An 11,613-nucleotide genomic window follows, 5' to 3' on the forward strand; every position below is an offset into this window, starting at 1 on the left:
GGTTGACGGGTCGATGGATCACCAAATGACCCGTCAACCTCATGATCAACGGTGACGTAACGGGGGACAGTAGGATCTCGGGTTGTGCGGGTTCTTTTGGTGGGTGGTGGCGGGCGGGAGCATGCGCTCGCGCTTGGGCTGACGGGCGATCCGAGCGTTTCCGCGCTTGTTGCCGCGCCGGGTAATCCGGGGATCGCCAGCGTGGCTGAGCTGCGGACGGTGACTCCGACAGACCCGGCCGCAGTGGCGGCGTTGGCCGTGGAGATGGCAGCTGACCTGGTAGTGGTCGGGCCCGAGGCGCCGCTGGTCGCCGGGGTCGCCGATGCGGTACGCGCCAAGGGCATCGCCGTGTTCGGTCCGTCCGGCGCGGCCGCTCAGCTGGAGGGCTCCAAGGCGTTCGCCAAGGACGTGATGACCGCCGCCGGCGTGCCGACGGCCCGGGCGTACGTCTGCACGGACGAGGAGAGCACCGCCCGCGCGCTGGACGAGTTCGGCGCGCCGTACGTGGTGAAGGACGACGGGCTGGCTGCCGGTAAGGGCGTGGTGGTGACCGACGACCGGTCCGCCGCGTTGGCGCACGCCAGCGAGTGTGGCCGTGTGGTGGTCGAGGAGTTCCTCGACGGCCCGGAGGTCAGCCTCTTCGTGGTCACCGACGGCGAGGCGGCGCTGCCGTTGGTGCCGGCTCAGGATTTCAAGCGGCTCGGCGACGGCGACACCGGGCCGAACACCGGCGGCATGGGGGCGTACGCGCCGCTGGCCTGGGCCCCGTCCGGCCTGGTCGACGACGTGATGCGGGACGTGGTCCACCCGACGCTCGCGGAGATGCGTCGCCGGGGCACCCCGTTCGCGGGCCTGCTCTACGTCGGGCTGGCGATCACCGCCGCCGGCCCTCGGGTGATCGAGTTCAACGCGCGCTTCGGTGACCCGGAGACCCAGGTGGTGCTCGCGCTGCTGGAGACCCCGCTGGGTGGGCTGCTGCACGCGGCGGCCACCGGCACGTTGGCCGAGCACCCGCCGCTGCGGTGGCGGGACGGCAGCGCCGTGACCGTGGTGCTCGCCTCTGCTGGTTATCCGGCCGCGCCGCGCACCGGCGACGTGATCACCGGCGCGGACCGCCCGGGCATCATCCACGCGGGCACCGCCCGCCGGGCCGGCGACGGCGCGTTGCTCTCCGCCGGCGGCCGGGTCCTCTGCGGTACGGCCACCGGCGCCGACCTGGCCGCCGCGCGGGACGCCGCGTACGCGCTGGTGGACGGGGTGGAACTGGCCGGCTCGCAGCACCGTACCGACATCGCCGCCGCCGCGATCGACGGCCGGATCACGATTCCCCGCTGAACCCCGGCAACCTCGGCCCGCCTCGTCTCCGTTTGATCGGTGAGACGAGGAGGTGGCGGCGGATGCCGGTCGATGTCGAGGGCTACCGCGACTACGTCGGCGCGCGGCTGGAGCCGTTGCGTCGCACGGCGTACCTGTTGTGCGGCGACTGGCACACGGCCGACGATCTGGTGTCGACGGCGCTGGTCAAGCTGCTCAGACACTGGCCGAGGGTGTCCGCCATGGACAGCCCGGACGCGTACGTACGGCGAACCCTGTTGCGGGTCTGGTTGGACGAGCGGCGTCGGCCGTGGCGACGCGAGGCATCCTGGGCCGAGGTGCCGGACCATCCGGCTGCGGCCGGCGGCACGGACGGCGCTGCCGACCGCCTGACCATCCTCGCTCTGCTGGCCGAGTTGCCGCCGCGTCGTCGGGCGGTCCTGGTGCTGCGCTACTTCTGTGACCTGTCCGTCGAGGAGACCGCCCGCGAGTTGGGCTGCACGGCCGGCACCGTGAAGAGCCAGTCGGCTCGCGCGATCGAGGCGCTGCGTGGTCGCCTCGTCGACGTGCCGACTCGAGTCGAGGAGGTACGGACCGATGGATGAGCTGACGAGGCATTTCCGGGAGGCCGTGGCAGGGTCGCCGCCGAGCCGGATCGATCTGGACGGGTTGATCACCGCCGACCGGCAGCGCCGCCGACACCGAGCGTGGACGCTGGCCGGCACCGGGGTGGCCGCGGCAGTCGCGGCCGTCGCGGTGCCGACCCTGGGCGCCGTGCCGGGACCGGGCGGGATGGCCCTGCCGCCGATGAGTTCCGGGTCGGGCGACGCGTCGCTCTGCCCGGCACCGATCCCGTTGCCCAGCGGACCTGAGCCGTCGGTGCAGCCGTACGACACGGTGCGCGCACGCCCGACGGAGCCCTGGCAGGTGGGCGTACCTCGACTGACCGCGGCGCTGAGGGCGGCGCTGGCCAGTACCGTGCCCACGAACCTGAGGGTGACCGGGACGGTGCCCGAGTGCGATCGGCCGCAGTTCGCGTACCAACCTCCTTACCGGCAGTACGAGACGATCGCGACACTCAGCCGCGACGGGTGGCACAGCCATCTGAAGGTGGCCCTGTATCCCACCCCGGCGCAGGCGCAGGCGGACTGCGCGGACGCACCTGACGGTCGGAACTGCGAGGTGCGGGGGCTGGGCGACGACGGGGTGGTGATGCTCAGCACCAGTACGGACCCGGCCGGGGGCACGCTGCGCTGGGTTCAGCTCAGGCGGGTGGACGGCACGTCGGTGACGGTCACCGTCGGCAACCTCCTCTACGGGGACCGCGGTCCAGTCGACCGGGCTGCCCGAGAGGCGCTGCTGACCTCGCAGGAGCTCATCGAACTGGCGCGTGCGCCGGGCCTGACCCTCTACCCGTGAACGGCGGTCAGCCGTAGTAGCGGCGCAGTTCGCGGGCGAGCACCTTGCCGGTGGCGTTGCGGGGCAGGTACTTCACGAAGATCACGTCCCGGGGGACGCTGAATCGGGCCAGGAAGTGGCGGACGTATTCGCGTACCGCCTCGGGGTCGAGCGTCTCGCCGGGGTGCAGGGCGAGGAACGCGGACAGGCGTTGGCCGTACTCGGGGTCGGGCACGCCGATCACGGCCGCCTCGCGGACCTGCGGCAGTTGCGCGAGCAGATCTTCCACCTCGGACGGGAAGACGTTCTCGCCACCGGAGACGATCATGTCGTCGGCCCGGCCGTCGACGAAGAGCAGGCCGTCGGCGTTGAGCCGGCCGAGGTCGCCGGTGTTGAGCAGGCCGTCGTGGGTTTCCCGGCTGACACCGGAGGTGTAGCCCTCGAAGAGCATCTCGTTGCCGACGAAGATCCGTCCGACCCGTCCGTCCGGTACGGGCCGGCCGTCGTCGTCGAGCAGTTCCAGGCGGGTGCCGTGCGGTGGACGGCCAGCGGTGGTCGGTGCCTGACGCAGGTCCTGGGGGTCGGCGATGGACGCCCAGGAGACCTCGGTGGAGCCGTAGAGGTTGTAGAGGACGTCTCCGTAGACGTCCATGAACTTGGGGGCCAGCCCGCCGGGCAGGGCGGAGCCGCTGACCGCGACGACAGTCAGCGGGGGGCGCGGGTCCGGTGGGGGCACCTCCAGCAGTCGCTGCACCATGACGGGTACGGCGAAGAGCGCGTCGCATTGGTGCTCGGTCAGGGCGGCGAGGGTGGCGGTCGGGTCGAAGCGGCGGTGCAGCACGATGGTGGCCCGCAGTGCCAGGCAGACCTGGAGGGCGGCGAATCCCCAGGTGTGGAAGATCGGCGCGGCGATCATCACCCGGTCCCGGGCGTGCAGGGGGATGCGGTCGATGATGGACACCAGCGGGCCGAAACCGCCGGGTGTGGGCCGGCGGGCACCCTTGGGCGTACCGGTGGTGCCGGAGGTGAGCACGATGATCCGGCCGTCGCGCTCCGGCGGGTGCAGGTCACCCGGCAGCGCCCCGGCCACCAGTTCCTCGCGGGCGCGTTCGTCGAGTCGGGGCAGTTCGGCGGGGAGGCCGAGGACCCGTTCGGCGAACTCGTCGTCGTGCACCAGGAGCCGCAGTCGCTGTTCCTCGGCGACGGTGCCCAGTTGGGCGGCGCTGAGCCCGGTGTTGACAAGCACCGCGTCGACGCCGAGCAGGGTGGCGGCGACGATCGTCTCGATCAGCCCGTGGTGGTTGCGGCAGAGCACGCCGATCCGGTCGCCGGCCTGTACGCCGAGCCCGGCCCGCATCGAGCGGGCCATCCGTTCGGCCCGGTCGAGCAGGTCGTGGTAGGTCAGCTCGACGCCGTCCTCGTCGATGACGGCGGGGCGGCCCGGGTCGCGGGCGGCTGCTTGGCGTAGCTCGCCTGCCAGGCTCCATCCCCACGTCCGCAACGCGTTGAGCTGCGAGGCGACCCGGATCGGGCTGCCGGGGGTGAGTAGCCCGCGACGGGTCAGCGTGGCAACGATGAACGGCAGGTCCATGCCGCAGACCTCCTCGGGGTGGTGCGCGGACGGGGCGACCGACTCCCCGCCCATCAGGGCTTCTTTCCTTGATCATGCACTGGGCGCGGCTGGAGGCCCAGTTGGCGTCGGCGTGGGGTGACGAAGACGGCACAGATCGTGGAATTCGGGCCGCCGTCGGCCGGACCCGTGGAGTGGGGTCGGGCCGACGGCGGTCAGCGGATCTGCATCCCGGAGATTGCCCGGGAGATGACCAGTCGTTGGATCTCCGAGGTGCCCTCGAAGATGGTGTAGATCTTGGCGTCCCGGTACCAGCGTTCGACCGGGTGGTCGCGCAGGAAGCCGGCCCCGCCGAGCAGTTGCACTGCCTTCTCGGTGACCGACACCGCCACCTCGCCGGCCTTGAGCTTGGACATCGACCCTTCGCCCGCTGTGAACGGACGGTTGTTGCGGCCCATCCAGGAGGCCCGCCAGACCAGCAGCCGCGCTGCGTCGATCTCCATCCGCATGTCGGCCAGCGCGAACGCGACCGCCTGGTTCTCGATGATCGGGCGTCCGAACTGGACACGGTCCTTCGCGTAGTCCAGCGCGTACTCGTAGGCGGCCCGGGCCACGCCGAGCGCCTGGGCGCCGACGGTGGGTCGGGACAGCTCGAAGGTGCGCATGGCGGCCTGCCCGGTGGCCCGCTGACCGGAGCGGGCACGGTCGAGGCGTTCCAGCAGGGCGTCCCGTCCGCCGAGCAGGCAGCGGCCGGGTACGCGTACCCCGTCGAGGAAGACGTCGGCGGTGTGGGACGCGCGGAGGCCGAGTTTGCGCAGCTTGCGGGTGGCGGCCAGGCCGGGGGTTCCCGGGGGTACGACGAACGCGGCCTGGCCGCGGGAGCCGAGCGTGGGGTCGACGGAGGCGGTGACCACGTGCACTCCGGCGATGCCGCCGTTGGTGGCGTACGCCTTCTGGCCGGTGAGCACCCACTCGTCGGTGGCCTCGTCGTAGACGGCCCGGGTGCGCATCGCGCCGACGTCGGAGCCGGCTTCCGGCTCGCTGGTGCAGAAGGCGGCGACGGCCGGCGAGTCGACGTCGCCGAAGCACTGCGGCACCCACTCGACCATCTGGTCCGGGGTGCCGGCGCCGTAGATGGCGGCGACGGCGAGCGAGGTGCCGAAGATGCTCAGGCCGATGCCGGCGTCACCCCAGAAGAGTTCTTCGCTGGCGATCGGCAGGGAGAGCCCGGTCGGGTCGGCCCAGCAGGTGGCGAGGAACTCGAAGCCGTAGAGGCCGACCTTGGCGGCTTCCTGGATCACCGGCCACGGGGTGTCCTCGCGCTCGTCCCACTCGGCGGCGGCTGGGCGCACGACCTCGGCGGCGAAGCCGTGCACCCAGTCGCGTAGATCCCGCTGTTCCTCGTTCAGGTCGAGCGAGAACTCAGCCATGTCAGGCCTTGGGGATGTCGAACAGGTTGGCGATGTTGGCGGCGAGGCCGAGGTCGCCCTTCGCCTTCAGCTTGCCGGTCATGAACATCATCACCGGGTTGGCGCCACCGGAGACGATCTTCAGGAACTCGACCGGGCCCATCGTGAGGCTCAGCTTCGGGTCGTGCTGCGGGGTCTCGTTGACGACGCAGGTGCCGTCGGCGATGACCACCTCGTAGGTGTCGCTGCCGCCGTCGGGGCGACCGGTGATGATCCAGTGGATGACCGCGTTGGTGGAGCCGGCCCGGTCCGCGCGGAACAGCGACGGCATCCGGCCGAACACCTCGCCCAGGACCTTGTCGCGCAGGTCGCCGGACATCACCTGGGCGATCTTGTCGTCCGGGGTGGACTTGACCAGCTGGGCGAACTCCTTGGGGCCCACGTTGGCGAAGGTGGCCGGGTCGAAGTCAGTCATCAGGTGCGCCTTCCGGAAGATTGGCTACTCGCGCGTAACCCTACGCACGAGTAGGTATGCTCGCAAGGTGTCCAGCGTCCCCGCCTTCAAGCGCCTGCCTCGCGCCGTCCGCGAGCAGCAGATGCTCGACGCGGCCGTCAAGGTCTTCTCCCGACGTGGCTTCCACGCCGCCAGCATGGACGAGATCGCGGAGGACGCCGGCATCTCCAAACCCATGGTGTACGCGTACCTCGGCACCAAGGAGGAGCTCTTCGTCGCCTGCCTGCACCGGGAGGGCACCCGGATGATGCAGGCCATCGCCGGGGCAGCGGCTCCCGACCTGCCGGCCGACGAGCGACTCTGGCGCGGGTTGAGGGCGTTCTTCGGTTTCGTGGGCGCCCACCGGGACGGCTGGGCGGTGCTCTACCGGCAGGCCCGGGGCGAGCAGCCGTTCGCCGGCGAACTGGCCGCCATGCGGGCCCGGCTGGTCGAGGTGGTGGCCGGGATGCTCGACCACGCGCTGCGCGCCGAGGGTCGCGAGATCGCCGCCATCGACCTGGAGGTCGTCGCGTACGCCCTGGTCGGCGCGACCGAGTCACTGGCCGACTGGCTCGCTGACCACCCGGACGCCGACCCGGAGAAGACGGCGACCCGGATGATGAACGTGGCCTGGCTCGGTGCCGCCCAACTGCTGCACGGCGTCACCTGGCGTCCGCCGACCGACTGACGGCTCCCGCGGAGACAGCGTCACTGCCCGGCTCGGAGAACCGGCGGCGGTTACGGAGCCAGCGGACCACCTCGACGACCACAGTCACCGTCAGGGCGAGGCCCAGACCGAGCAGGAGACCACGCAGCGGGTCCTGCTCGAAGGCCAGCCCGCCGAGGTAGCCGACCAGCGCCGAGTAGAGCCCCCACGAGCTGGCGGCCAGCGCGTCGAAGGCCAGGAACCGTCGCCGGGGATAGCGCACCGCACCCATGGTGAGGGTGACAGCGGTCCGGCCGCCCGGAATGTAGCGGGCCACCGTGAGGATCAGACCGCCCCGGGTGGCGATCCCCCGACGGGCCCGGTCGATGGCGGCTCGGCGTCGACTGTTGGGCGGCAGCCGGTCGAGCAGGCGGGTGCCGCCGCCCCGCCCGATGGCGTACGAGATGTGGTCGCCGACCAGCGCCCCGGTGGCGGCCACCAGGATCACCGCCGGCAGGTACGGGGCTCCGGAGGCCGCGAACACCCCTGCGGTGATCACCGCCGTCTCACTCGGCACCACCGGGAAGAAGCCGTCGAGCACCGCGATCGCGAAGATCGCCAGGTACACCCAGGGCGAGGACATCGTGTCGTGCAGCAGGTCGAGCAGATCCATGATCCCGATGCTGGTCGGGGCGGCGACTCGCGACATCGGCCAGTGGTCAGGTGGGCGCCACTACTTAGGTAGCGACCGTCCCCGAGGACGGGTAGGGGTCTTCCCCCACCGCGCCCCGGTCCGGCGGGGCGGGGCGGCCCGATCCGTCGGCTGAGCCCTACGCTCGCTGAATGGCCTCCAGTGCCGTCGCCCTCCGGCGGGTCGTCCAGCGGTACGCCCCGCTGCTGCTCGCCGTCGTCGTCGCCGTGGCCGTCTGGGCCAGCGCGACAGGTGACCTCGGTGTCCGCTCGCCGCTGCCGGGCGCTGTCGTACTGCTGATCGCGCTGGGCTCGGCATGGGCCGCCGGCACGGTCCGCACCCGTCGCTGGCCGTTGTTCCTGGCCGCGGCGGTCGGCTGGTTGGTGCTCGCCGCGGCGGCCGCCGGGGTGCTGGCCTCGTACCAGGCCGGGCTGCGGCTGCGCGGTCGCCAACTCGCCGGCTACCTCGCCGGGGCGGCAGTGGTGCTGACCGGCGGGGTGCTGGTCGGGCTGGCGGTGGGTGGCGTACGCCGGATCACCACCGCCACTACCGGCAACGTGCTGCTGCTCGCCGCCTGCCTGGTGGGGCTCCCGTTGGTCTTCGGCCTGTGGGTGCGGGCCCGCCGGGACACGCTGGCCGCGCTGCGGGACCGGGCCGAGCGGCTGGAACGCGAGCAGGAGGCGCGTGCCGACCGGGTCCGCGCCGAGGAGCGGACCCGGATCGCCCGGGAGATGCACGACGTGGTGGCGCACCGCGTCTCGCTGATGGTGGTTCATGCCGGTGCGCTGGAGGTGACCGCCGTGGACCCGGCGACCGTCGAGGCCGCCGCGCTGATCCGGACGACCGGCCGGCAGGCGCTCACCGACCTGCGCGAGGTGCTGGGTGTGCTGCGCCAGGCCGGCCCGGCCGTGACGCCGGAGCGAGGGCTCGACACGTTGGACGAGTTGATCGGGGAGTCCCGCGCCGCCGGGCTGCGGGTGTCCCGGCAGGACGAGGGCGTGCCGACGGCACTTCCGGCGACGCTGGGGCGTACCGCGTACCGGGTGGTCCGCGAGGCGCTGACCAACGTGCGCAAGCACGCGGCCGACGCCGAGACGACCGTCTGCCTGCGTTACCTGCCCGACGGGCTGGAGGTGCTGGTCCGCAACGGCCCGTCCGAGGGCGGGCCCGCGCTGCCGGGCGCCGGGCAGGGGCTGCTCGGGCTGCGTGAGCGGGTGGAGCTGCTCGGCGGCCGGTTGGAGGCGACTCCGGTGGACGGCGGCTTCCTGGTCCGGGCCCTGATCCCGCTGGCGGGCGCGGCGTGATCCGGGTGGTGGTGGTCGACGACGAGCAGTTGGTCCGCGCCGGGCTGCGGCTGATCCTCGAGGCCGCGGAGGACATCACTGTCGTCGGTGAGGCGGCGGACGGCGCCGGCGCGCTGGAGCAGGCCCAGCGGTTACGCCCCGACGTGGTGCTGCTCGACGTGCGGATGCCGGGCATCGACGGGTTGACCGTCGCGCCCGAGGTGGTCGCCGCCGGCCCGAAGGTCATCATGCTGACCACCTTCGACCTGGACGAGTACGTGCACCGGGCGTTGCGGGCCGGCGCTGTCGGCTTCCTGCTCAAGGACACCCCGCCCCGCGAGTTGGCCGCCGCCGTTCGTACGGTGGCCGCCGGGAACGCGATGCTCGCCCCGACGGTGACCCGGCGCCTGATCAGCTCGTTCGCCGAGCGGGGTCCGGCCCGCCGGGACGCGGCCCGTGAGCGGCTCGCACCGCTGACCGAGCGGGAGCTGGCGATCGTCCGGGAGGTGGCGCGCGGGCACGGCAACGCGGAGATCGCCCGGCGGCTGACGATGAGCGAGGCCACCGTCAAGGCGCACGTCAGCCGGGCCCTGGCGAAGCTCCACGCGGGCAACCGGGTGCAGGTGGCCATCCTGGTGCACGACGCCGACCTGCTGTGACGGGTGTCAGGTCGGTCCGGCCCGGTCGGTGGTGGTGGCGGCGCGGCGGCGCGCCCGGTGGCGCAGCCAACGGATGCCCTCGATCCCCAGTGTGACGATCACCGACAGGCCGATCCCGGCGAGGACGCCCTTGACGGGGTGCCGTTCGAAGGCCAGCCCACCGAAGTAGCCGAGCAGCCCGCAGTACAGGGCCCAGGTGACCGTCGCGATCGCGTCGTACAGCAGGAACGACCGGCGGGGATAGCGCACCGCGCCCATGGTGAGGGTGACTGCGGTCCGCCCGCCCGGCAGATACCGGGAGGTGGTCAGGATCAGCCCGCCGCGCCGGTTCAGCGCGCGCCGTGCCCACTCCGAGCTGGCTCGTCGGCGGCTGCCGTCGGGAAACCCGGCGAGGCGTCTCGCGCCGCCACCGCGCCCGATGGCGTACGAGAGGTGGTCACCGGCGCAGGCGCCCAGCGCGGCGGCGACGATCACCGCCGCCAGCTTGGGATTTCCGCTGGTGGAGAGCACGGCGGCGGTGATGACGGCCGCCTCGCCGGGTACGGCCGGAAAGAACGCGTCGACCGCCGTGAGCCCGAAGATCAGCAGGTACACCCACGGTGAGGTGACCAGCTGTCGGAGCAGGTCGAGCGCGGAGTCCATGCCCCCATGCTCGCGGGGTGCGACCCGCCCGGTGGCCGAAGCCGCGGGATGACCCCCACCTCTCCCCGCGCCGATCTGTGAGTGGGGGTTGTCAAGGGGTGCGGTGGTGGGTGGTGATGGTGCGGTAGAGCTGTCGGGCGATGTAGCGCTTGAGGCAGCGGTTGATTTCTCTGGTGGTGCGGCCTTGGGCGCGGCGTCGGTTGATGTAGTCGCGGGTTTCGGGGTGGATGCGGCGGCGGGTCAGGGCGATGGTGTGTAGGGCGCTGTTGAGGGTTCTGTCGCCGCCGCGGTTGAGGCGGTGTCGGTCGGTGCGGCCGCTGGCGACGGGTATGGGGGCGGCGCCGGCGAGGGTGGCGTAGGCGGCTTCGGAGCGGACGCGGCCGGGGTGTGACCAGGCGGTGAGGGCGATCGCGGCGGTGACGGGTCCGACTCCGGGTTGGTCGAGCAGGGGTGGGCAGAGTTCGGTGACGAGGGCGCGGAGGCGTCGGTGGTTGTCGGCCAGTGCGGCGTCGAGGGTGTGGATGTGACGGGCGAGGGTGCCCAGTTCGCGGCGGCGGGTGTGTTCCTCGGTGGGCAGGTGGGTGCTCTCGGGTAGGTCGAGGGCGGCCAGGCGGGCGATCTGGTGGGTGGTGCTCAGCCCGCGTAGGGCGTGGCGCAGGGCGTCGTCGGCGGTCAGGATCAGCGCTTTGACCAGGTTGACCGTGGCGGTGCGCGTGTCGCTGTGGTGGCGGCGGCAGACCAGCAGCAGACGCAGCGCTTCGCGTGGTCCGTCGCTGCGGGGCACAGCGATATGGTCGGTGGACAGTGCCAGCACCGCGTGGGCGGCGGCGACCGCGTCGAGTTGATCGGACTTCCCGCCCCGGCGGCGGGCCGCCGGGGCGGGTTTGGGTGCCTCGCAGACCGGTTCACCGGCAGCGCTCAACAGCCGGCACAGTCCCTGACCGTGCGCCCGGGTGCCCTCTACCGCCCACAACCGGCGCCCGTCCGGCGGGGTGTGCGCGGCGGCGAAGGCCACCAGCTGGCTCAACCCGTCCGGGTCGGTGGACACGGTGACCTGCGCCAGCACCGCCCCGAACCGGTCGAGCACGGCAGCGGTGTGCGTGTCGGTATGGGTGTCCACCCCCACCACCACGTCATAGCGATCCGTGACCCGCTCTACGATCTGTGCCATCTCGGGTTGTTGCTCCTTTGCCAGTGACGACCGGGACAGTCGGCGTCGGCTCGGGATGCAGTCACCTCGGCGGCAAATCTGTGATGGGCCACGTGTGCTCGCACGGGCAGGCTTCTGATCAGGCCAGCAAGGTGGGCCGGGCCGGCGCCGACGACCACCTGGGGACAGGTCTTGCACAAGGCACACCCGCACTCCGAGCGGCCGGATCGGCAATGAGCCACCCAAGCGATCATCGACGCCGAACCTAGCGGCAACCAGCCGAACCGATCACCACATACATAGAAGCGTCTTGCACTTTGTGTCCGGACCAACCCGTATAAAAGCCGCAGAACAACGA

Annotated in this window: 12 protein-coding genes; 6 read left to right on the top strand and 6 right to left on the bottom strand. The window is 72.1% G+C overall.

The genetic code is table 11. The features are described from left to right. The first annotated feature begins 84 nt into the window (after positions 1-84). From purD to IW249_RS10155, 3 genes are all read left to right on the top strand, one after another. A complete protein-coding gene (purD, locus tag IW249_RS10145; RefSeq protein WP_196920504.1) occupies positions 85-1,335 on the top strand; it encodes a phosphoribosylamine--glycine ligase in 1,251 nt (416 codons plus the stop codon). Positions 1,336-1,397: 62 nt separating this feature from the next. Beyond that, positions 1,398-1,919, top strand: coding sequence for a SigE family RNA polymerase sigma factor (locus IW249_RS10150; protein ID WP_196920505.1), 522 nt, complete (start codon positions 1,398-1,400; stop codon positions 1,917-1,919). After that, on the top strand, positions 1,912-2,733 hold the full coding sequence (locus IW249_RS10155) for a hypothetical protein (protein WP_196920506.1): 822 nt from the start codon (positions 1,912-1,914) through the stop codon (positions 2,731-2,733). Before IW249_RS10150 ends, IW249_RS10155 begins: the two co-directional genes overlap by 8 nt. A 7-nt stretch (positions 2,734-2,740) precedes the next feature. On the opposite strand, the gene IW249_RS10160 is transcribed toward IW249_RS10155, so the two are convergent. From IW249_RS10160 to IW249_RS10170, 3 genes are all read right to left on the bottom strand, one after another. Further along, a complete protein-coding gene (locus tag IW249_RS10160; protein WP_196924720.1) occupies positions 2,741-4,303 on the bottom strand; it encodes an AMP-binding protein in 1,563 nt (520 codons plus the stop codon). 194 nt (positions 4,304-4,497) lie between these two features. Next, positions 4,498-5,712: an acyl-CoA dehydrogenase family protein gene (locus IW249_RS10165; RefSeq protein WP_196920507.1), complete on the bottom strand. Its 1,215-nt coding sequence runs from the start codon at positions 5,710-5,712 to the stop codon at positions 4,498-4,500. 1 nt (position 5,713) lies between these two features. Further along, positions 5,714-6,166: an SCP2 sterol-binding domain-containing protein gene (locus IW249_RS10170; protein WP_196920508.1), complete on the bottom strand. Its 453-nt coding sequence runs from the start codon at positions 6,164-6,166 to the stop codon at positions 5,714-5,716. 67 nt (positions 6,167-6,233) lie between these two features. Between IW249_RS10170 and IW249_RS10175 the strand changes: the two genes are divergently transcribed. Further along, positions 6,234-6,872 carry a TetR/AcrR family transcriptional regulator gene (locus IW249_RS10175; protein ID WP_196920509.1) on the top strand — a complete coding sequence of 213 codons (639 nt, stop codon included), beginning with the start codon at positions 6,234-6,236 and terminating at the stop codon, positions 6,870-6,872. Here the strand turns inward: IW249_RS10175 and IW249_RS10180 are convergent. Then, positions 6,847-7,506: a DedA family protein gene (locus IW249_RS10180; protein ID WP_196924721.1), complete on the bottom strand. Its 660-nt coding sequence runs from the start codon at positions 7,504-7,506 to the stop codon at positions 6,847-6,849. The genes IW249_RS10175 and IW249_RS10180 overlap by 26 nt on opposite strands. A gap of 167 nt (positions 7,507-7,673) precedes the next feature. On the opposite strand from IW249_RS10180, the gene IW249_RS10185 reads away from it, so the two are divergent. Together IW249_RS10185 and IW249_RS10190 are read left to right on the top strand one after the other, a co-directional pair. Continuing rightward, positions 7,674-8,825 carry a sensor histidine kinase gene (locus tag IW249_RS10185; protein WP_196920510.1) on the top strand — a complete coding sequence of 384 codons (1,152 nt, stop codon included), beginning with the start codon at positions 7,674-7,676 and terminating at the stop codon, positions 8,823-8,825. Continuing rightward, on the top strand, positions 8,822-9,463 hold the full coding sequence (locus IW249_RS10190) for a response regulator (protein WP_196920511.1): 642 nt from the start codon (positions 8,822-8,824) through the stop codon (positions 9,461-9,463). Before IW249_RS10185 ends, IW249_RS10190 begins: the two co-directional genes overlap by 4 nt. Before the next feature lie 6 nt (positions 9,464-9,469). On the opposite strand, the gene IW249_RS10195 is transcribed toward IW249_RS10190, so the two are convergent. Both IW249_RS10195 and IW249_RS10200 read right to left on the bottom strand, forming a co-directional pair. Next, positions 9,470-10,105, bottom strand: a complete 636-nt coding sequence (locus IW249_RS10195) for a DedA family protein (protein WP_196920512.1) — start codon at positions 10,103-10,105, stop codon at positions 9,470-9,472. 91 nt (positions 10,106-10,196) lie between these two features. Beyond that, positions 10,197-11,276, bottom strand: coding sequence for an IS110 family RNA-guided transposase (locus tag IW249_RS10200; protein ID WP_196920513.1), 1,080 nt, complete (start codon positions 11,274-11,276; stop codon positions 10,197-10,199). Positions 11,277-11,613 lie beyond the last annotated feature (337 nt).

Source organism: Micromonospora vinacea, from assembly GCF_015751785.1.
GTDB lineage: Bacteria > Actinomycetota > Actinomycetes > Mycobacteriales > Micromonosporaceae > Micromonospora > Micromonospora vinacea.

Bases quoted from the DNA above. Each gene is read 5' to 3' on its own strand.
- IW249_RS10150 (WP_196920505.1), top strand. From the start codon at position 1,398: ATGCCGGTCGATGTCGAGGGCTACCGCGACTACGTCGGCGCGCGGCTG.
- IW249_RS10155 (WP_196920506.1), top strand. From the start codon at position 1,912: ATGGATGAGCTGACGAGGCATTTCCGGGAGGCCGTGGCAGGGTCGCCG.
- IW249_RS10160 (WP_196924720.1), bottom strand. From the start codon at position 4,303: ATGGACCTGCCGTTCATCGTTGCCACGCTGACCCGTCGCGGGCTACTC.
- IW249_RS10165 (WP_196920507.1), bottom strand. From the start codon at position 5,712: ATGGCTGAGTTCTCGCTCGACCTGAACGAGGAACAGCGGGATCTACGC.
- IW249_RS10170 (WP_196920508.1), bottom strand. From the start codon at position 6,166: ATGACTGACTTCGACCCGGCCACCTTCGCCAACGTGGGCCCCAAGGAG.
- IW249_RS10185 (WP_196920510.1), top strand. From the start codon at position 7,674: ATGGCCTCCAGTGCCGTCGCCCTCCGGCGGGTCGTCCAGCGGTACGCC.
- IW249_RS10195 (WP_196920512.1), bottom strand. From the start codon at position 10,105: ATGGACTCCGCGCTCGACCTGCTCCGACAGCTGGTCACCTCACCGTGG.
- IW249_RS10200 (WP_196920513.1), bottom strand. From the start codon at position 11,276: ATGGCACAGATCGTAGAGCGGGTCACGGATCGCTATGACGTGGTGGTG.